The sequence below is a fragment of the Bradyrhizobium sp. ma5 genome (assembly GCF_042258955.1).
In the GTDB taxonomy this organism is placed as follows: domain Bacteria; phylum Pseudomonadota; class Alphaproteobacteria; order Rhizobiales; family Xanthobacteraceae; genus Bradyrhizobium.
Genome location: NZ_CP170156.1, coordinates 8,718,497 through 8,737,900, shown reverse-complemented (window position 1 = coordinate 8,737,900; position 19,404 = coordinate 8,718,497). Strand labels below are relative to the sequence as shown.

Below are 19,404 nucleotides of genomic sequence, written 5' to 3'. Positions count from 1 at the left end.
GATCGTGGATCGAGCGCGGCCGCTAGCGGCCGCGCCTGAGCTCCTCGGTGGCGCGCCGGAGCACCTCGTGAAGCCATTCGTGCGACGGTTCGCCCTCGACGCGTTCGTGCCAGAGCAGCCGAACCTCCACGGGGGTCGTGGTGTAGGGCAGTTCATGGGTCGTGATCGCGTGCGCCTGCTCGAGCGCGCGCGCCAGCGGGCGCGGGACGATCGCAGCCAGTTCGGAATCGATAAGCAACGCGGGCAAGGCAAGGAAATGCGGCAGCGAGACCGCGATCCGTGGCGGCCGGTCGCTGTCGGCCAGCGCCCGTTCCAGCGCGGGGCGGTCGTACATCTCGGAACGTCTGGCGAGCCCACGCTCGGAGATGAAGCCGCCGATCGCGCCTTCCTGCTCGCCGCCGAAGGAGACGACGACCAGCGGCAAGCTCGCGAGCTTTGCCTTGTCGAGCCGGCCGAGTTTGCGCTTTTTGCCGACGATCAGCACGTCGTCATATTCGAACAGCAGCGCCGTGCGGAAGCGGCTCGGCGGCGACGAGAACACGCCGATGGCGACATCGATGCGGCCGAGGTCGATCTGCTCGGCAAGATCGATCCGCGTCACCGGCTTGATGGTGAGGTCGATCGCCGGCGCTTCCCGGCCCAGGATCTTCAGGAGCGGCGGCGCCAGCACCATCGTGGTGAAGTCGTTGGCGGCGAGCGTGAACGGCTTGGTCGAGACCGCGGGCGCGAAGGTCGGCAACTCGACCGCGGCTTCCAGCGATCGCAGCGCCTGGCGCACCTGCGGCGCCATCGTCAGCGCCCGCGCCGTCGGCTGCATGCCGGTCGCGGTGCGGACGAACAGCTCGTCATCCAGCATCTCGCGCAGCCGCGCCAGCGAGTGGCTCACGGCGGATTGGCTCAGCGCGACCTTCTGGCTGGCGCGCAGCACGCTGCGCTCCTCCATGACGGCGTCGAACACCTTGAGTAGGTTCAGGTCCAGGGTCTTGAAGGAAACGGACACGCCGAGAGTCCCGTCTGTTGCGGATCGCGCGCCTCGATCAAATTTTGCGATCGCGCGCAGTTAAGGCCAGCCGCCCGGCCGATGCAACCGATCGGATTGTCGGAGAGAGCGTCGCCGCATCGCCACTGTCGGCGTTCTGAAGGCGGTTCAGGATCACCCTGCAAGACTTTCACTTCCGCAATCCAGCGTTCTGGCCAAGATTGCCGGCGCCGGGTTGGGAGGAAGTAACAGATGAATGCCTCAGTGCAATCGGACCATGGTGGCGCGTGCAAGTCGCTCGGGTTGGCGCTGGCGCTGGCGCTCATGATGCTCGCAGCGCCGGCGATGGCGCAGAACGGGCCGGTCAGGCTCGGCGTGCTGACCGACATGTCGTCGCTCTATGCTGACAATGGCGGCCAGGGCTCGGTCGTCGCGGCGCGGATGGCGGCGGACGATTTCAAGGGCAAGGTGCTGGGCCGCCCGATCGAGATCGTCGCGGGAGATCATCAGAACAAGGCGGATATTGGTGCTGCGATCACCCGCCGGTGGCTGGAGAACGAGAACGTCGAGGTGATCCTCGACGTGCCGAATTCTGCCGTGGCGTTGGCCGTGCAGGGCATCACCCGTGACAAGAAGAAGTTGTTTCTTGCCACCGGCGCCGCCACCTCTCGCCTGACCGGCGACGAGTGCTCGCCGACCGGCATCCACTGGACCTACGACACCTATGCGCTGTCGCAGGGGACGACGAAAGCGATTTCGCGGCTCGGCGCCAAATCCTGGTTTTTCGTTTCAGCCGATTATTCGCTCGGAGTGCAGCTCGAGGCCGACAGCCGCAAGGTGATCGATGCCACCGGCGGCAAGGTGGTCGGCGCCGTCAAACACCCGATCAATACGCCCGATTTCTCGTCCTTCCTGTTGCAGGCGCAGGCCTCCAAGGCGGACGTGATCGCGCTCGCCGACGCCGGCGGCGACTTCGTCAACGCCGTGAAGCAGGCGGGGGAGTTCGGCGTGACGCGCGAGCAAAAGCTCGTCGGCCTGCTTGTCTTCATCAACGACATTCACAGTCTCGGGCTGTCGAGCGCGCAAGGCCTGATGCTCAGCTCGGCCTTCTACTGGGATCTCAACGACGAGACGCGGGCCTGGTCGAAGCGTTTCATCGAGAAGACGAAGAAGGTGCCGTCGATGATCCATGCCGGCACCTATGGCGCAGTCATGCACTACCTCAAGGCGGTCGAGGCCGCCGGCACGCTCGATGGACCGACCGTTGCCGCCAAGATGCGCGAGCTGCCCGTCAACGATTTCATGACCCGCAACGGCAAGATCCGGCAGGACGGCCGGCTGGTCCGCGACATGTATCTGTTCCGCGTCAAGTCGCCGGAGCAGTCGAAGTACCAGTTCGACTACTACCAGCTCCTGGCCACCATCCCCGGGGAAGAGGCCTTCAGACCGATGGAGGACGGCGGATGTCCGCTTCTGAAGAAATCGTGATCGAGCCGAACGCTGCGTGCGAGCTTGCGCGCAATCCGATCGACGAGGTGATCGCCGGCCGGCTCTCTTGCCGTGAGTTCTCCGGCAGTCCTGTCTCGCGATCGACCGTCGAGCAGATCCTGCGCGTGGCGCGGTTCGCGCCGAGCGGCGCCAACATCCAGCCCTGGCACGTTTATGTGCTGGCAGGCGCAGCGAAGGCCGAAGTGTCGGCTGCGCTTCTGCACGCGTATGAGACGGAGCCGAACGAGCACGTCTCCGAATATCAATACTACGCTAGCGCGTTTCCGGAGCCGTATCTTGGTCGCCGCCAGGAGTTCGGGCGATTGTTCTATGACTCGCTCGGTATCGCACAGAGCGACATGGCGGCGCGGAGCAGGCAGACCGCGAAAAACTTTGCGTTCTTCGGCGCGCCGGTCGGCTTGATCGTCACCATCGATCGTCGCCTCGCGATGGGCAGCTGGCTCGATCTCGGCATGTTCGTCCAGAACGTGATGCTGGCGGCGGTCGGCCGCGGGCTGCAATCCTGTCCGCAGGAGACCTTCGCCAAGTATCACCGGATATTGCGCCCGGCCCTGTCGATCCCCGCGGAGCAGATGGTGGCCTGCGGGATCTCGATGGGACATCCCAAGCATCAGGCGAGAGCGCGGCTGATGCCGCGTGCGGATCTGGAGGCGTTCGCCTCCTTCAAGGGTTTTGAGAACTAGAACAGGAGAGAGCCATGGGAAGCCGTGAGCAGCTTATCGAACGCAGCATTCCGTTTCTGCGCGAAGTCAAGGACATGACGCCGAGCGCGGCGATGGAGCGATGGCTCAACGAGACCTATGGAGAGGGCAGCGCGCTCTACCAGGATCTCGCGCGTCTCATCAAAATGGGAGTCGAGGAGGGCTGGGCGGCGAACCAGGAAGTCGAAGGCCCGAACTATCGGCGCAGCCGCATCCTCGAGCCGGTCCCGGAAACCTTCCAGTTCAGCATCACCGCGGTCTACATGAACAGCACCGATCCGCGTCGCTTCAAGGACGAGGACGATCACGACGTGCTGCGCGGGCAGTATCACGGCCATCCCTATGGCGAACTCAACCTCGTCGTTCCCCTCGACAAGGGCGCCGAGTTGAAGGGGTTGCAGGGCTGGCAAGGACCGGGCTGGACCGCGCCGGATCCCGGCAGCCGGCACTATCCGGAAGTGAGGGGCGGCGCTGTCATCGCGCTGTTCTATCTGCCGGCCGGCCGCATCTCGTATGACTTCAAGGCGCCGGCCTGACGTCGGGCTGGTGGCTGGCGGCGAACCCGTCTGGAGAAGACACATGACGTTGATCTATCCGGTCACTTCGAACAGCGTTCATCCTGCGCGGCTGTCTCCGGCCTACCGGAGCGCGCTCAAGCGCTCGCCCTCGAGGCCGCTGATCCCGATGCGGCACACGCTCTCCGAGCTGACCGGTCCGGTCTATGGTCACGAGACGGTGCGCGCGCACGACAATGATCTCACCATCCAGGCCAAGGGTGAGCCGCTCGGCGAGCGCATCATCGTGCATGGACACGTGCGCGACGAGGACGGCCGCGGCGTGCCCAACACGCTGGTCGAGCTGTGGCAGGCCAATGCCTGCGGCCGCTACATCCACGTCGTTGACCAGCATCCGGCGCCGCTCGATCCGAATTTCACCGGCGCTGGCCGGACCCAATCCGATGCATCCGGCTACTACAAGTTCATCACCATCAAGCCGGGCGCCTATCCGTGGGGCAATCACCACAACGCCTGGCGGCCCGCGCATATCCACTTCTCGGTGTTCGGCCACGCCTTCGTCTCGCGTCTCGTCACGCAGATGTACTTCCCCGGCGATCCGCTGTTTCCGTTCGACCCGATCTTCAACTCGGTGACCGACGAGAAGGCGCGGGCGCGGATGATCTCGTCGTTCGATCTCGAGAACACCCAGCCGGAATGGGCGCTGTGCTATCGCTTCGATATCGTGCTGCGCGGCCGCAATGCCACGCCGATGGAGACCAAGTAACGTGTCGAACCCGCGTCCTGATGGAATCACGCCCTCGCAGACCGTCGGCCCCTATTTCAAATACGGCCTGACGCCGAACGGCGAGTACGAATGGAACGACGCCTTCACCAGCAATCTCTTGACGCCTGACGTCTCGGGCGAGCGCATCCGCATCGAGGGCATCGTCTATGACGGCGACGGCGCCGTGATCCCGGACTGCATGCTGGAGATCTGGCAGGCCGATAGCCAGGGCCGCTTCTCCGATCCGCAGGACGCACGCGCGCTGCCGAATTCCTCATTCAAGGGCTTTGGCCGCTGCGGCACCGACAACAGCGGCTTCTATGCGTTCGACACCATCAAGCCAGGCTCAGTGCCTGACGCCGATGGCAAGCCGCAGGCGCCGCACATCGTGCTCGCGGTGTTCGCGCGCGGCATGCTGCTGCACCTCTACACCCGGATCTACTTTGATGACGAAGCCGGCAACGCCGGCGATACCGTGCTCGCGCTGGTGCCGGCCGATCGCCGCGCCACCTTGATCGCCAGGCGCAAGGCGGGCTCCGGCAACACCTACACGTTCGACGTCCACCTGCAGGGCGACAACGAGACCGTGTTCTTCGACGTCTAGCCGTTGACCGCGCCTGGCGGCACGCAAATCCAGCATTGAAGGAACGATCCAAATCCGCTGCGCGCCTTCGCCGCAGCGGATTTTGCTTGACCATGCGAGATCAGTTATATAGCAAATTAGTTATATAACCGATACGAGATCAATTATGCCCAACCTCGACGCCGCCTTTTCCGCGCTCGCCGACCCGACCCGCCGGGCGATCCTGGCGCGTCTCGCTTTGGGTGAGGCGACGGTCATGGAGCTGGTCGAGCCGTTCGAGATGACCCAGCCCGCGATCTCCCGCCACCTCAAGGTGCTCGAGGGCGCGGGCCTGATCGTGCGGCGCGTTGAGGGCACCAAGCGGCCGTGCCGGCTGGCGCCGACGGCGGTCACCGAGATCGATCAATGGCTCGGCATGCTGCGGCGGGCGCTGGAAACCAATTACGACCGGCTGGACGGAGTGCTGGCCGCCATGAAGCCAGAGAAGTGAAGGGTATCCCATGAGTAAGTTGACGCTGAAGACCGAAGGCGACCGCCATATCGTTGTCACCAGGCGCTTCGTCGCGCCGCCCGAGGCGGTGTATCGCGCGCATACCGAGCCGGAGCTGTTGCAAAAGTGGCTGCTCGGTCCGGAAGGCTGGACCATGCCGGTCTGCATCAGCGAGCTCAGGCCCGGCGGCAAGATCCGCTACGAATGGACCGACGGCAAGGGCGGCGGCTTTCATCTGACCGGCGAATATGTCGAACTCGAACCGTTCAGCCGCATCGTGCATGTCGAGCGCATGCATCTGCCGGATCCGACGCCCGACAATCGTGTCGAGACGCGGTTTGCGCCCGACGGCAGCGGCACCGTGATGACGATGCGGATGACATTGCCGGACGCCGAGACGCGCGCGGCGATGCTCGCGACCGGCATGGAGCACGGCATGGAAGACAGCTATGCTCGGCTCGACCGCATGAGCTGAGCACTTCCGATGTGAGGGATAATGCGCGATCGCTTCCTGACTGGTCTGATCGGGTATCCGATCGCGCATTCGGCGGCGCCGGCGATGCACGAGCAGGCCGCAGCAGCGCTGGGTGTTCGTTGTCACTACCAGCTCATCGAGGTGAAGGATGCCGGGCGCGATGAGCTGCGCGCCATGCTCGAGGGCATCCGGCGGCTCGGCTTTGCCGGCGTCAACGTGACCTTTCCCTACAAGGAAGCGCTCGTCGATCTGCTCGATGACCTCGCACCCGATGCGCGCGCGATCGGTGCGGTCAACACCATCGTCGTCGATGGCGCTCGGCTGGTCGGGCACAACACCGATGCGACAGGCTTTTCGCGTGCAATCGAACCGCTCCTTGCGTCAGCGCCACGCGGCCCGATCGCGCTGATCGGTGCCGGCGGTGTCGGCAAGGCGATTGCGTTTGTGCTCGCCGCCCTCGGCGTTGCCGGGATCAGGGTCTTCGACGCCGATGCCGCCAAGGCCGCGCAGCTTGCCGCCCAATTGGCGGATCGCCATGCGGTTCACGCCACGAGCGTCGCGACCGCAGTGGACGGCGCCGCCGGCCTCGTCAATGCAACGCCGGTCGGCATGCTGCCGAGCCGCGACACGCCGGTGCCGGACGCGCTGCTGCATCCGGCGATGTGGGTCGCCGACGCGGTCTACACGCCGCTCTGGACACCGCTGCTGACCGCAGCAAAAGCCAAAGGCGCCAGCGTCCTGACCGGACGTGAGCTGGCGATCAACGCCTCGGCCGATGCGTTCAAGCTGTTCACGGGATTAACCCCGCCGCATGCCGCGATGGCAAATGCGTTCGATGCCGTGATGGCGCAACGCTACGCGCCGCCGGTTGCCTGAAACGCGGTCATTCGCTTCGAGATGGCGTCGAGGAACAGCCGCACGCGCGTCGGCATCTGGCGTCCCTGCGCGTACAGTGCACAGACCGGCGCGGGATCGCTGCGCCACGCCGGCAGCACCTGCACCAGGCGTCCGGATGCGAGGTCGGGCGCGACGTCGACCCAGCTCTTCATGATCAGGCCGGCGCCGTCGAGCGCCCAGTCATGCGCGACTTCGCCGTTGTCGCAGCGCAGCCGCGACGACACCTCGATCTCGGCGGCGCGGCCGTCGCTATGCACCAGCCGCCACCGTGCCTGCGCGCCTCTGTTGTAGAGCAGGCAGTTATGCAGCGTGAGATCCTCGGGCGAGGCCGGCGCGCCGTGTTGCGCGAGATAGCCCGGTGACGCTGCAATGATGCGGTGATTGTCGATCAGCTTGCGCATGATCAGGTCGGAGTCGCGCGGCATGCCGATGCGGATCACGACGTCGATGCGCTCGTCGATCAGTTCGACGAGGCGGTCCGTGAGCATCAGTTCGACCGACATCTTCGGATAGGTCAGCGCGAGATCCCGGCAGACCGGACTGACATGAGCGCGACCGAGCGCGACCGTCGCGCTGACCCGCAGCACGCCCTGCGGCTCGACGCGGCCATGCGCCAGCGCGGCTTCCGCTTCGTCGACCTCGGCAAGGATGCGCTGTGCTCGGTCGAACAGCCTTTGTCCCTCCTCGGTGAGCGCGAGGTGGCGCGTGCTGCGCACGATAAGGCTGGTGTCGGTCCGCCTTTCCAGGGTCGCGAGCCGCTTGCTGACGACGCTGAGCGCGATGCCCATCTCGCGACCGGCGGCGGACAGGCTGCCGGTGGCGACGATCCTCACGAAGGTCCGAAGCTCGGTGATGTCGTCCAACACAGTTTATTTCCAAAAAGTGGAGGGTATATCGATTTTGCGAAGGATAATACTGATAATGGAAATAGAATAGGCTGATTTCCATCAACAAGGAGATCAGCCATGACCCAATCTTCCCCCACCAATCTCAGCCGCCGCAAAACCCTCCAGGCGGTTGGTGCCGCCGGCGCCCTTGCCGTCGCCGGGCTCAACGCCGCGGCCCAGCCGGCCAACGCCGCCTCGGACACGCAGACCTCGTCCAATGGCGGCTTCTGGCCGAACGGCGCGCGCCTCGCGGTCAGCCTGTCCTTGATGCTCGAGGGCGGCGGTCAGCCGATCTCCGGCGCCGGCGGCGTCATTCCCGATCCGATCGAGAAGGGCGTGCCTGATCTGCCGACCAATGCGTTCTTCGCCTACGGCCATTACGAAGGCATCCCGCGCCTGCTCGATCTGATGGACAAGCACGGTATCAAGCTGTCGTCTTTCATGATCGGCAAGGCGGTCGAGACCTCGCCCGACATCGCCAGGGAAATCGTGCGCCGTGGTCATGAGGCGGCCGCGCATGGCCGGATCTGGAGCAACTCGTATCAGTTGCCGAAGGATCAGGAGAAGCGCTTCATCGCCGACAGCGTCGAGACGATCCAGAAGATCACGGGACAAACGCCGATCGGCTGGAACGCGTACTGGATGCGCAACTCGGTCCACATCCTGGAGACGCTGCAGGATCTCGGCTTCCTCTATCACATCGACGAGCCGAGCCATGACGAACCCTTCATCGTGCCGGTGCGCAGCAAGGATTTCGTCACCGTGCCCTACACGATGCACATGAACGACATCGTCTCCTTCCCGTTCCAGGGCTGGAATCCGGCCGCCTACGAGCAGGCGCTGAAGGACGAGTTCGACCAGCTCTATGAGGAAGGCGCGAAGCGGCGGCGGATGATGGTGATCAGCCTGCACGACCGCATCTCCGGTCATGCCGGCCGGGCGCGGGTGCTCGATCGCTTCCTGTCCTATGCCAGGAGCAAGGGTGACGTCTGGTTCGCGCGCAAGGACGAGATCGCCCGCTATGCGCTTGCCAACCGCGCCAATACGCCGGTGATCCAGCGCGGCGCGCCCAGCGTGACCGGCCTGCCCGGACCGACGGCCTGATCGCGGGAGGCATCGATGCTCGACCATGTCACCCTGCGCACCAGCGATCTGGAAGGCACCCGTGCCTTCCTCGAGAATCTCCTCGACGTGAAGCCGGGCTATCGCCCCGGCTTCGCCTTCCCCGGTTACTGGCTCTATGCCGACGGCGAGCCGGTGGTGCATCTGATCCCTGGCGAGGGCGCGCGCAACGATCCGCGCGGCGAAACCATCGACCATGTCGGCTTCCGGCTGGAAGGCTATGACGCCTATCGCCACAAGATCGAGACGCTCTCCGTCCCCTATTCGACGATGGACCTGCCGGAGCTCGGCGAGCGCCGGTTGTTTGTCCGCACGCCGACAGGCATCCTGCTCGAACTGGTGTTTCGCGAACGCGAGGCGGCAACGAGGAGCAACGACAATGCGTAGTGTTCTGGCCGCCACGGTCTTGGCCATCGGCGTGCTGCTCGCAGCGCCCGCACGCGCCGACGCGGTGAAGATCGACGATCTCGTCGTCGCGACCACCGTCCCTGCAGCGGATCGTGATGCCACGGTCGCCGCGGCAAAAGCGTTCTACCAGTTCTGGAACAGCGGCGACGAGGCAGCGCTCAAGGCCGCGATCGCGGATAGTTTCGTCGACCACACCTTGCCGGCCGGCCGTCCGCAGGGACCGCAAGGCCCGGCCTTCGCGTCGAAAAATTTCCGTGCCGCGGTGCCGGACCTCTCGGTCGAAGTTGTCAAGATGATCGTGGCCGGCGACTACGTCACCGTGCACATGCAGTTCCGCGGCCATTTCACCGGCAGCTTCGGCACGACCAAGGGCAGCGGCGAGGCGATCGATTTCATCGCCACCGATCTGCTCAAGGTCACCGGCGGCCGAGTCACCGATAACTGGCATATCGAGGACAATCTGACCCTGCTCTCCAAGATGGGTGTTGCCAAGCTTGCGCAGTGATGGAAGCGGCGGCAGACGCTTTTCTGCCGCCGGATGCATCGACCGGCCGTGCCGCTCCGCTATGATGGGTGCCTGTCCCCGCGACTTCAGAGGCATCCTCCATGACAAAAATCAGGATCGGTCTGGCCGGGTGCGGCTTCGTGTCGGAGCTGCATATGGTTGCCTATCGACGCGTCTACGGCGTCGATGTCGAGGTGAGGGCGGTCGCGGCGCGCGGCAACCATGTCAATGACTTCGCGCGCAAGCACGGAATCCCGAATGCCTATCGCAGCTTTGCCGAGCTGGTCGCCGACCGTGAGCTCGACGTCATCGATATCTGCACGCCGCCCAACCTGCACGCCGCGATGATTGTGGAGGCGATGCAGGCCGGCAAGCACGTGATCTGCGAGAAGCCGTTCAGCGGCTATTTCGGGCGCGAGGGCGACAAGGTGCCGATCGGCAAGAATGTCCCGAAGGCGCAGATGTACCAGCGCGTGATGGAGGAGATGGAGCAGACCCGCGCCGCGATCGAGCGCAGCGGAAAACTCTTCATGTATGCCGAGGACTGGATCTATGCGCCTGCCGTGACCAAGACCGCGGAGATCATCCGCGCCACAGGCGACAAGATCCTGTTCATGAAGGGCGAAGAGAGCCATTCCGGCTCGCATGCTGCGCACGCCGCAGAGTGGGCGATGACCGGCGGCGGCTCACTGATCCGGATGGGCTGCCATCCCTTATCGGCCGTGCTCTATCTCAAGCAGGTCGAGGCGAAGGCCCGCGGCGAGACGATCAATGTCGCGAGTGTCACCTGCGATGTCGGCAACGTTACGGCCGGTCTGAAGCCCGAGGAGCGCGCCTACATCAAGGCCAATCCGGTCGACGTCGAGGATTGGGGCACGCTGACCGCGACTTTCTCCGACGGCACCAAGGCGACGGTGTTTTCCGGCGACATGATCATGGGCGGCGTGCGCAACCTGATCGAGACCTACACCTCGGGCGGTTCGCTGTTCGCCAACATCACGCCGAACACGCACCTTGTGAGCTACCAGACATCAGAAGAAAAGCTCGCCTCGGTCTACATCACCGAGAAGGTCGATCGCAAAACCGGCTGGCAGTATGTCTGCCTCGAAGAGGAATGGACCCGCGGCTACCTGCAGGAGATCCAGGATTTTATGGAATGCGTGGCGACCGGCCGGCAGCCGCTCGCGGGCCTTGCGCTGGCATATGAGACGACGAAGGTGAACTACGCCGGCTATTGGGCGGCGGACGAGGGGCGGCGGGTGGTGTTGTAGGGTGGCGGGAACAACGAGATTACCCGCGTATACTCACGCCAGACCCGTCATCCTGAGGAGCGCGTAGCGCGTCTCGAAGGATGCACGGCCCGGCCGGTGGCCGTCGATCCTTCGAGACGCCCGCAAGTGCGGGCTCCTCAGGATGACGGGGATAGCTTTCCAGCGAGCCGCAACAAACGCGCCAACCCTACGCCCCGTACACCGATCCCTTCGGCAGCGGGAACACCGGGTCCTGCGTCCTGATATTCGTCGGCCACACCACGGTGATGCGCTCGCCGGCGTTCTGCATCACGACTGGTGTCGAGCGTTCGTTCTGGCCGGACATCGGCGTGCCCGGCGGATAGAATTTCACGCCATAGCCCTGGATCGTGCCGCCCGGCGGGATGTCGACATCGAGCGCGGCCTTGCGGATCGCCTCGGGATCGAAGCCGCCGTATTTCTCCTTGGCGACCGGCAGCACATTGTTGAGCAGGACCCAGGTCTGGTTGAAGCCCATCGAGCAGTGCGGCGGCACTTCGGTGGCGCTGGTCTTTTCTCGATAGCGCGCCACCATCACCTTGGTGAGATCGCCGACCCCCGGCGCCAGCTTGGCGGGATCGAGCAGCTGCGCCGGAACAGGGTCGATGTTGCAGAAATTGTCGATGTCGGCGCCGAACGTCGTGCGCAGCTTGTCGAGCTGGCTGTAGCCGGCGCCGGCGCCGAACAGCATCTTGAACTTCAGCCCGCTCTCGCGCGCCTGGCGCAGGAACAGCGTGATGTCGGGGTTGTAGCCGGCATGTGAGATGATGTCGGCCTTGGCGCGCTTCAATTTGGTCACCAACACCGAGAGATCAGGCGCGGAGGCCGAATAGCCTTCCTTGAGCACGACCTGCAGCCCGGCTTCCTTCGCGAACATCTCGTCGGCGGCGGCAACGCCGACGCCGTACGGACCGTCCTCATGGATCAGCGCGACCTTGACGTCCTTCGGCTCCATGCCGAGCCTGGCCTTGGCGTGCTCGCCGAGGAAGCCGCCGAAGGCCTGGCCGTACTGGTCAGAATGGATCTGCGCGCGGAACACGTATTGCAGGTTCTTGTCCTTGAATACGGCGGTCGAGACCGCGGTCGTGATCCAGAGGATCCGCTTCTGCTGCTCGACCTTGGCGGCGAGCGGCACCGCGTGCGAGCTTGCGAACACGCCGTTGAGGATGTCGACCTTCTCCTGGTCGATCAGCCGATTGGCCTCGTTGATCGCGACATCGGGTTTGCTTTGGGAATCGACGTTGACCGGCGAGATCTTGTACTTGCCGCCAATGCCGCCCTTCTCATTGACGAGATCGATCGCGATCTGGGTGCCGATCGAGGAGGCGACCGAGCCGCCGGCGGCAAACGGGCCGGTCAGGTCGTAGATTACGCCGATCCGGACCGTTTCGGCCTGCGCCTGCGCGCGTGTCCAATCGAAGCTGAAAGCAGCGGCGGCAGCCGCTGAAGTCTTCAGCAGCGTCCTGCGTGAAGTCGGCATCGCGTCCTCCCCTGAAGCCGTCATTTTGCGACGGGTACTTGTTTTTTGCGAAGTATTGGGAGGCGAGGTCGGAAAGTCAACGCGATTGCGGCGGTGGTGTCTTGCGCTTTCGGAGGGGGCGGCCGCATTGAAAACTGTCGTCGCCCGGCTTGACCGGGCGACCCAGTATTCCAGAGGCTGCAGTGCTTGAGCCGATAAGCCGCGGCGTACTGGACCGCCCGGTCAAGCCGGGCGATGACATCAACATTGGGGTTAGCGAGTGCGATCGAAGCGCAGGGACGCGAAAACCTACTCCATCACCGCGGCGTGGTCCGACGGCGCCGACTGCGCGCGCAGTGTGGCCTTAGTCGAGCCGATCATCAGCGCGAGCGGGATCGAGACCAGGATGAACAGCATCACCAGCTGGTAGTCGTGCGAGAATGCGATGATCTGCGATTGCGCCGCCACCATCCTGTCGGCCATCGCGCGGCCGGCATCGGTGTTGAGGTTGATCATGCCCGCGACGTCGGGCATCTGCAGCGCGTGGTTGAACGGATTGATCTGTTCGGACAGTTTGGCGTAGATCCGCCGCCCGCCCTCGGTGAGCTGCGCGATCACGATCGAGATGCCGACCGAGCTTGCGACGTTGCGGAACAGCGTCAGCATCGAGGTGCCGTCGGTGCGCAGCTGGTTGGGCAGCGTCAGGAACGCCACCGTCGACAGCGGCACGAACACGAGGCCGAAGCCGAAACCCTGGATCACGCTGACGATGATGATCTCTCTGGCCTGGGTCATGTCGGTCCAGCCGGTCATCTGGAACAGCGATGCCGCGGTCAGCGCGAGGCCGGAGACGATCAGCGTGCGCGCCTCGATATAGCGCATCAGGCGGCCGACCAGCATCATCGCGACGAAGGTGCCGGCGCCGCGGGTCGCCAGCAACAGGCCGGCGGTGATGATCGGATAGCCGACCACGTTCTGCAGATAGGGCGAGGACAGCGCCATGGTCGAATACAGCACGAGGCCCATCACCGTCATGAACACGACACCGCCGAGGAAATTGCGGTCCTTGAAGATCGCGAACTGGATGAACGGCTTGTCGGTGGTCAGCGAATGGGCGAAGAAGAAGTAGGCGCCGACCGCCGCCACGATGAATTCGATCATGATCTCGTTGGATTCCAGCCAGCCGAGCTGCTCGCCGCGGTCGAGCGCGAGCTGCAGCGCGCCGATCGCGACTGCGAGCGCGCCGAAGCCGAACCAGTCGAAGCGCAGCGCGTGGTCCTTTCTGGTCTCGTCCATGAAGATGATCAGGCCGAGCACCGTGAACAAGCCGAACGGCAGGTTGACGAAGAACACCCAGTGCCAGGAATAGGTCTCGGTCAGCCACGCCCCCAATGATGGTCCCATAATCGGACCCATCATCACGCCCATGCCCCAGATCGACATCGCCTTGGCGCGCTCATGCAGCGCGTAGGAATCGAGCATCACCGCCTGCGACAGCGGCACCAGCGCCGCGCCGAACACGCCCTGCAACAGGCGGAACAGCACCATCTGGTTGATGTCCTGCGCCAGGCCGCAAAACACCGAGGCGACGGTGAAGCCGGCCGAGCAGATGATGAAGATGCGCTTGCGGCCGAAGCGGTTGGCGATCCAGCCCACCGGCGCGGTCATGATCGCGGCCGCGACGATGTAGGAGGTCAGCACCCAGTTGATCTGGTCCTGCGAGGCCGACAGCGAGCCCTGCATATAGGGCAGCGCGACGTTGGCGATCGTGGTGTCGAGCGCCTGCATGATCGTCGCGGTCATCGCGCAGATCGTCACCATGTTCCGGCGCATGCCGGGCACGGCGGATGGTGACGGTGCATTCATCGCGTCTTAGTCCTGGTGGTCCGGATGGGCGGAGGCTGAGCCCAGCCCGAGCAGGCCGGCCAGCGTGCGGCGGTGGTTGGTGTCGATCGTCGCGTAGACGCTCATGCCGGCCTTCAGCTTCTTCACGAACGGATCGTTCTCGTCGAAGTAGATCCGCACCGGCACCCGCTGCACCACCTTGACGAAATTGCCGGTGGCGTTCTGCGGCGGCAGGATCGCGAACTGCGCGCCGGTGCCGGGCGACAGCGAGCCGATCTTGCCTTTGAACTCATGGTTCGGGAACGCGTCGACGTCGAGCGTGACGGGCTGGCCGACCGCGACATAGGTGAAGTCGCTTTCCTTCGGATTGGCATCGACCCAGGGATGGTCGACGTCGATCACCGAGAACACCGGCGCGCCTGCCGCGACGAAGCGGCCGAGCTGGATCTGGTCGACCTGCGTCGCCACGCCGTCCATCGGCGCGCGCAGCACGGTGTGATCGAGATTGCGCTGGGCGTCGTCGAGCTTGGCCTTGGCCTGGGCGTAGGGCGGGAAGCGCTCGATCGGCAAATCGACATCGCCGAGCAGCTGGGTCTTGGCGTTGGAGATCTGCTGCCTGATGTATTGCGCCAGGCTCTCCGCGGTGACCTGCGCATTCGCCGCGTTGTCGAGGTCGAGCTGCGAGCCGAAATTCTGCTTGGCGAGCGTCGATTTGCGATCGACGTCCTTTTTCTTCAGCTCGATGCTCTGCTGGGCGAATTCGAGCATCCTGGTGTTGATCTTGATGTTGTCGACCAGATTGTCATAGCTGGTCCTGGTCTGGTCGAGCGCCGCCTTGGCCTGGTCGACCGCGAGGCGGAACGGCACCGGGTCGATCTCGAACAGCTCGTCGCCCTTCCTGACGTGCTGGCCTTCCTTGACGACGATCTTGTCGATCTTGCCGGAGATCTCCGGCGTGATCAGCACCTTCTGCGCGCCGACATAGGCGTCGTCGGTGCCGACATAGCGGCCGCCATTGAGATAGAACGCGCCGCCGCCGATCACCGCCACGATCGGCAGCACGACGAGCAGCAGCACCCGGCGATAGCGCCGCAGGGCCGCCATCAGGCGGCGGCGCGGCGCGCGGCTGGCCTTGCCTGCCGGCGTGGGCTCACCGGGATTGCTCTTCTGCTCAGGGGCCAGCTTGAGAACGGGTTCAGCCATAGCGTTGTTCCTTTCGGGAGGGCTCGCCGGCTGGGCTTTGGATGGCATTGCGAACGTTTTCCTTGATCGATTCCAATTGGGTGAGCAGGCGATGCGCATCAGTGGGGCTGATGCCCTCGAGCGCGGTCGCGGTGAGTTCGGAGCGCAGGCCGGCAAGCTTCCCGAGCAGCGGGCGCGCGGCCTTCTTCAGATAGAGGCGGTTGACGCGGCGATCGTTGTCGTCGCTGCGGCGCTCGATCCAGCCATTGTCGCAGAGCTTGTCGATCAGCCGCGTCAGCGTGATCGGCTGCATCTCGAGCAGCTCGGCGAGCTCGGTCTGCTTCATGCCTTCCTGGCGTTCCACCTTGGACAGCACGGCCCATTGCGCGCGGGTGATGCCGTAGCGCGCGGCCTCCTTGTCGGCGTAGACGCGGATCAGCCGGAACAACTCGCCAAGCGTAAACAAGAAGTCCGTATCCACGGAACCACGCATAGACCCATCTCCATAAGCTTGGGATATAATAAGCTTGCTTATGAATTCTGCATGCCGGGTTAACGGGAGGCTGCCCCGCATCGCGCACATGGCTGCAGGGCAACGAGGGATGCGCTTCGCGTATTGGGCGGCGGTATTGAGGTTGGGCCGGGCTATGGGAACCGGCGCGGAAATGCTACATATCGGGGCAATGAGCCTCGCCAAGCCGACATTTCCTGCCCCCGACCACGATCACGGCCGTTGCGCCGCGGACGCGATGGCGCATGCCGAACAGGTGTGCGCGCGCCGCGGCCAGAAATTCACCCCGATCCGGCGTCAGGTGCTGCAGGCGCTGCTGTCGAGCCATCGACCGCTCGGCGCCTATGAGGTGATCGACGAACTGGCCAAGACGATGCCGCGCCCGGCACCGATTACCGTGTATCGCGCGCTCGACTTCCTGATGGAGAACGGCCTCGTTCATCGCATCGAGAGCCGCAACGCCTTCCTTGCCTGCGCGCATGATCATGACGAGACCTCGATGGTGGCGTTCCTGATCTGCGACCATTGCGGCTCGGTCGGCGAAATCCCCGCCGCGCCCGTCGCGCAAAGCCTGACCGCCGCGGCGCGGGCCTCGGGCTTCATCCCAAAGCTCTCCGTGGTCGAGATCGCCGGCACCTGCGCGCATTGCCAGAAATGATTGTTCTTGTCCGAGATCCTTCTCCGTCATTGCGAGGAGCGAAGCGACGAAGCAATCCACGCCTCGGCAAGTGGCGAAATGGATTGCCTCGCTCCGCTCGCAATGACGATCCAAGCGACACGCGAAGACTAGCAACAACAGGCCGATAGGCCGGCCCGCGAGGAAACATGTCGACCCAAGCGATCACAGCCCACGTCACGAGGCCCGTCAGCGTCGGCCACGGGCTGCCGCCCGGCGCCATCGCATTGATGCTGATGCTGTGCGTGAGCTGGGGCTTCAACCAGCTCGCGGTCAAGCTCGCGCTGCCCGACGTGCCGCCGATGCTGCAGGCGCTGATCCGCTCCTCGGGTGCGCTGCCGGTCATGCTGATCGTCGGCCGGCTGCGCGGCGTCAAATTCTTCGAGCGCGACGGCTCGCTGCTGCCCGGTGTGATCGCCGGGCTGATGTTCGGCTGCGAGTTCGTGCTGATCTTCACCGGCCTCACCTTCACCTCGGCCTCGCGCGCCTCGGTCTTCCTTTACACCGCGCCGTTCTTCGTCGCACTCGGTTCGCACCAGTTCCTCGGCGAGCGTCTTTCGACCGTGCAGTGGAGCGGGCTGGCGCTGAGCTTTGCCGGCGTCGCGCTCGCGATCGGCGTGCCGCAGCCGAATGTCGATGCCAAGGTGCTGCTCGGCGATCTTATGGTGGTCGGCGGCGGCGCGCTGTGGGCGGCGACCACGCTGGTCGCCAAGGGCACGCAGCTGCGCAAGGCGGCGCCGGAAAAGGCGCTCGGCTACCAGGTCGCGATCTCGATTCCGATTCTCGGGTTCGCAGCCTGGATCGCCGGCGAGCGCATCGAGCACATGCCGAGCGCGCTGTCGATCTCGCTGCTCGCCTATCAGGCGGTCTGGGTGGTGGGCTGCACTTTTGTCATCTGGTTTGCGATGGTGAAGACCTATTCGGCGAGCAAGCTGTCGGCCTTCACTTTCGTCACGCCGCTGTTCGGCGTGGTCGCGGCCTATTTCGTCATGCACGACACGCTGACGGCGGTGTTCGGCGTCGCTGCGCTATTGGTGATTGCCGGGCTTTATCTCGTCAACAAGCCCGACCCGAAGGTGACGCCGGATCCGAACGTTCCGGCGTGACAGCGCTGCAACGCGATACACATCGTCCGTGTCGGCCGGCGCAAGGAGTGGCCCCTTGCTCCCGTATTGATCTACGTCAACACTGCTGCCCACATTCCGTGAACCCTCCCATGCGAGGGGATGCCGTGGAGGCACGCTGATGCCAATCGATGCCACCGATGCAATTGAAGCCGGAATCCGGTCCGCGTTCACCGCATACTCCAAAGAGGATGATCCGGACTGGCGCAGTGCGTGCTGGATCAAGCCGGATGAGTGCTCGCATTTGGCAAAGAGCATCTTGAAGGAATTGGCGGCCCGAGGCTTTGAGATCGTCAAGAAGCCGGCTTGATCATCTAAAGACCCGGACAATTCATGTCGCGGGAATGCGGATGTCTGACTCACGGGTGGCGCAATAAATTCGGTGTCGTCCCGGCGCAGGCCGGGACCCATAACCACCGTAGGTGATTGTTGCGCGACGCCGGGGCCACAGCTTTTCTCACCAACCCAATCCTGGGGTTATGGGTCCCGGCCTTCGCCGGGACGACGTGAGGGAGGGCTATGCGCTTCCGACTACCCCACCTCGATCGGCAGCGACTCATCCTTCGCCCATTCGCCCATCGAGCCGTCATAGAGCGTGAGATTGTCGTAGCCGAGCCGATGCAGCTGGAACAGGTCGATGGTCGCGGAGATGCCGCCGCCGCAATAGGCGACGACGCGCTTGTCCCTGCTGATGCCTTGCGCGGCGAAGGTTGCTTCCGCCTCTTCGAGCGGCACGAACGTCTTGCCCTTGGGATCGATCAAGGTTGCCGCCGGCACGCTGACGCTGCCGGGGATGCGGCCGGGCCTGCCGTAACGGCTCGGCTCCAGTCCCTTGTAGAATTGCGGGCCGAGCGCATTGACGATCACGGTGTCACGCTCCGTGGTTGCGGCGAACACGTCACGCTTGTCGACGAACATGCCGTCCTTCGGCCGCGCCGAGAACGTCGCCTGCGGATAGCCGCCGGCAAGCCCGGTCTCGATGTCGCGTCCCTCGGCGGTCCATTTGTCGATGCCGCCGTCGAGCACCGCGGCGCCGTCGAAGCCCAGCGAATGCAGCGTCCACCAGAACCGCGTCGCCCACATCGCGGTGCCGATCGAATAGAGCACCACGCGGCTATTGGCCGAGATGCCGTGGCGGCCGAACGCGGCCTCGAGCTGGGCCGTCGGCGGCATCATGAAGCGCAGCTCGGTGCGGGGGTCGGAGAATTCGGCCTGCAAATCGAGGAAATTCGCGCCCGGGATATGGCCGGCCTCGAACGTCTGGCGGCCCGAGACGACGACATAGGGAATGTTGCTGCCGGCCGGGGCCGGCTCCAGATAGGTCGTGCAGTCGAACAGGCGCAACTCGGGCCGGGTCAGGATGTCGGCGAGTTCCGCCGTGGTGATCAGCTCGCTATGGCCGGCCATGTCGCGCCTCCCGGTGTGTGTTTAACGGGATGCTAAGATGCTCCGGATCACATGAAAAGCTGTCACTTTGCCCT

22 protein-coding genes are annotated in these 19,404 nt (G+C 64.5%); 15 read left to right on the top strand and 7 right to left on the bottom strand.

Features of this window, described 5'->3' with window-relative positions; all coding sequences use genetic code 11:
- Positions 1-22: 22 nt before the first annotated feature.
- Positions 23-1,000, bottom strand: a complete 978-nt coding sequence (locus tag ACE103_RS41300; RefSeq protein WP_375777622.1) for a LysR family transcriptional regulator — start codon at positions 998-1,000, stop codon at positions 23-25.
- A gap of 231 nt (positions 1,001-1,231) precedes the next feature.
- Here ACE103_RS41300 and ACE103_RS41295 point away from each other — a divergent pair, with 231 nt between their 5' ends.
- The 8 genes from ACE103_RS41295 (at position 1,232) to ACE103_RS41260 (ending at position 6,894) form a co-directional block, all read left to right on the top strand.
- Positions 1,232-2,467, top strand: a complete 1,236-nt coding sequence (locus ACE103_RS41295; RefSeq protein WP_375777621.1) for an ABC transporter substrate-binding protein — start codon at positions 1,232-1,234, stop codon at positions 2,465-2,467.
- Positions 2,443-3,171: a nitroreductase gene (locus ACE103_RS41290; protein ID WP_375777620.1), complete on the top strand. Its 729-nt coding sequence runs from the start codon at positions 2,443-2,445 to the stop codon at positions 3,169-3,171. The genes ACE103_RS41295 and ACE103_RS41290 overlap by 25 nt, the downstream gene beginning before the upstream one ends.
- A gap of 14 nt (positions 3,172-3,185) precedes the next feature.
- Positions 3,186-3,725 (top strand): DUF4863 family protein, encoded by a 540-nt coding sequence (locus ACE103_RS41285; RefSeq protein ID WP_223971965.1) that lies wholly within the window; start codon positions 3,186-3,188, stop codon positions 3,723-3,725.
- Between the two features lie 43 nt (positions 3,726-3,768).
- Positions 3,769-4,470, top strand: coding sequence for a protocatechuate 3,4-dioxygenase subunit beta (gene pcaH / locus ACE103_RS41280; RefSeq protein ID WP_375777619.1), 702 nt, complete (start codon positions 3,769-3,771; stop codon positions 4,468-4,470).
- A 1-nt stretch (position 4,471) separates the two neighbouring features.
- The gene (gene pcaG, locus ACE103_RS41275) at positions 4,472-5,074 is read left to right on the top strand and encodes a protocatechuate 3,4-dioxygenase subunit alpha (protein ID WP_375777618.1); all 603 of its coding nucleotides are present in this window, start codon (positions 4,472-4,474) and stop codon (positions 5,072-5,074) included.
- Between the two features lie 145 nt (positions 5,075-5,219).
- The gene (locus ACE103_RS41270) at positions 5,220-5,543 is read left to right on the top strand and encodes an ArsR/SmtB family transcription factor (protein ID WP_375777617.1); all 324 of its coding nucleotides are present in this window, start codon (positions 5,220-5,222) and stop codon (positions 5,541-5,543) included.
- Positions 5,544-5,553: 10 nt separating this feature from the next.
- Positions 5,554-6,018, top strand: coding sequence for an SRPBCC domain-containing protein (locus tag ACE103_RS41265; protein ID WP_375777616.1), 465 nt, complete (start codon positions 5,554-5,556; stop codon positions 6,016-6,018).
- 21 nt (positions 6,019-6,039) lie between these two features.
- Positions 6,040-6,894 carry a shikimate dehydrogenase gene (locus ACE103_RS41260; RefSeq protein WP_375777615.1) on the top strand — a complete coding sequence of 285 codons (855 nt, stop codon included), beginning with the start codon at positions 6,040-6,042 and terminating at the stop codon, positions 6,892-6,894.
- Here ACE103_RS41260 and ACE103_RS41255 read toward each other — a convergent pair.
- A complete protein-coding gene (locus tag ACE103_RS41255; RefSeq protein ID WP_375777614.1) occupies positions 6,873-7,781 on the bottom strand; it encodes a LysR family transcriptional regulator in 909 nt (302 codons plus the stop codon). The two genes, ACE103_RS41260 and ACE103_RS41255, sit on opposite strands and share 22 nt — an antisense overlap.
- A 99-nt stretch (positions 7,782-7,880) precedes the next feature.
- Between ACE103_RS41255 and ACE103_RS41250 the strand changes: the two genes are divergently transcribed.
- From ACE103_RS41250 to ACE103_RS41235, 4 genes are all read left to right on the top strand, one after another.
- Positions 7,881-8,906 carry a polysaccharide deacetylase family protein gene (locus ACE103_RS41250; RefSeq protein WP_375777613.1) on the top strand — a complete coding sequence of 342 codons (1,026 nt, stop codon included), beginning with the start codon at positions 7,881-7,883 and terminating at the stop codon, positions 8,904-8,906.
- 15 nt (positions 8,907-8,921) lie between these two features.
- Positions 8,922-9,311: a VOC family protein gene (locus ACE103_RS41245; protein WP_375777612.1), complete on the top strand. Its 390-nt coding sequence runs from the start codon at positions 8,922-8,924 to the stop codon at positions 9,309-9,311.
- Positions 9,304-9,837 carry an ester cyclase gene (locus ACE103_RS41240; RefSeq protein WP_375777611.1) on the top strand — a complete coding sequence of 178 codons (534 nt, stop codon included), beginning with the start codon at positions 9,304-9,306 and terminating at the stop codon, positions 9,835-9,837. Before ACE103_RS41245 ends, ACE103_RS41240 begins: the two co-directional genes overlap by 8 nt.
- Positions 9,838-9,938: 101 nt before the next feature.
- Positions 9,939-11,108, top strand: a complete 1,170-nt coding sequence (locus tag ACE103_RS41235) for a Gfo/Idh/MocA family protein (protein ID WP_375777610.1) — start codon at positions 9,939-9,941, stop codon at positions 11,106-11,108.
- Between the two features lie 187 nt (positions 11,109-11,295).
- Here ACE103_RS41235 and ACE103_RS41230 read toward each other — a convergent pair whose 3' ends face one another.
- The 4 genes from ACE103_RS41230 to ACE103_RS41215 form a co-directional block, all read right to left on the bottom strand.
- The gene (locus ACE103_RS41230) at positions 11,296-12,606 is read right to left on the bottom strand and encodes an ABC transporter substrate-binding protein (protein ID WP_375777609.1); all 1,311 of its coding nucleotides are present in this window, start codon (positions 12,604-12,606) and stop codon (positions 11,296-11,298) included.
- A 288-nt stretch (positions 12,607-12,894) separates the two neighbouring features.
- Positions 12,895-14,451 (bottom strand): DHA2 family efflux MFS transporter permease subunit, encoded by a 1,557-nt coding sequence (locus ACE103_RS41225; protein WP_375777608.1) that lies wholly within the window; start codon positions 14,449-14,451, stop codon positions 12,895-12,897.
- A 6-nt stretch (positions 14,452-14,457) separates the two neighbouring features.
- Entirely contained in the window at positions 14,458-15,633 is a 1,176-nt protein-coding gene (locus ACE103_RS41220) for an HlyD family secretion protein (RefSeq protein WP_223971981.1), read from the bottom strand.
- Positions 15,626-16,105 (bottom strand): MarR family winged helix-turn-helix transcriptional regulator, encoded by a 480-nt coding sequence (locus ACE103_RS41215; protein WP_223971983.1) that lies wholly within the window; start codon positions 16,103-16,105, stop codon positions 15,626-15,628. The genes ACE103_RS41220 and ACE103_RS41215 overlap by 8 nt, the downstream gene beginning before the upstream one ends.
- Positions 16,106-16,295: 190 nt before the next feature.
- Here ACE103_RS41215 and ACE103_RS41210 point away from each other — a divergent pair, with 190 nt between their 5' ends.
- The 3 genes from ACE103_RS41210 (at position 16,296) to ACE103_RS41200 (ending at position 18,233) form a co-directional block, all read left to right on the top strand.
- Positions 16,296-16,781, top strand: coding sequence for a Fur family transcriptional regulator (locus tag ACE103_RS41210; RefSeq protein ID WP_028338147.1), 486 nt, complete (start codon positions 16,296-16,298; stop codon positions 16,779-16,781).
- Between the two features lie 248 nt (positions 16,782-17,029).
- Entirely contained in the window at positions 17,030-17,905 is an 876-nt protein-coding gene (locus ACE103_RS41205; protein ID WP_375781289.1) for a DMT family transporter, read from the top strand.
- 139 nt (positions 17,906-18,044) lie between these two features.
- Positions 18,045-18,233: a hypothetical protein gene (locus ACE103_RS41200; protein WP_194457301.1), complete on the top strand. Its 189-nt coding sequence runs from the start codon at positions 18,045-18,047 to the stop codon at positions 18,231-18,233.
- A gap of 221 nt (positions 18,234-18,454) precedes the next feature.
- On the opposite strand, the gene ACE103_RS41195 is transcribed toward ACE103_RS41200, so the two are convergent.
- A complete protein-coding gene (locus tag ACE103_RS41195; protein WP_375777607.1) occupies positions 18,455-19,330 on the bottom strand; it encodes a sulfurtransferase in 876 nt (291 codons plus the stop codon).
- Between the last annotated feature and the right edge of the window lie 74 nt (positions 19,331-19,404).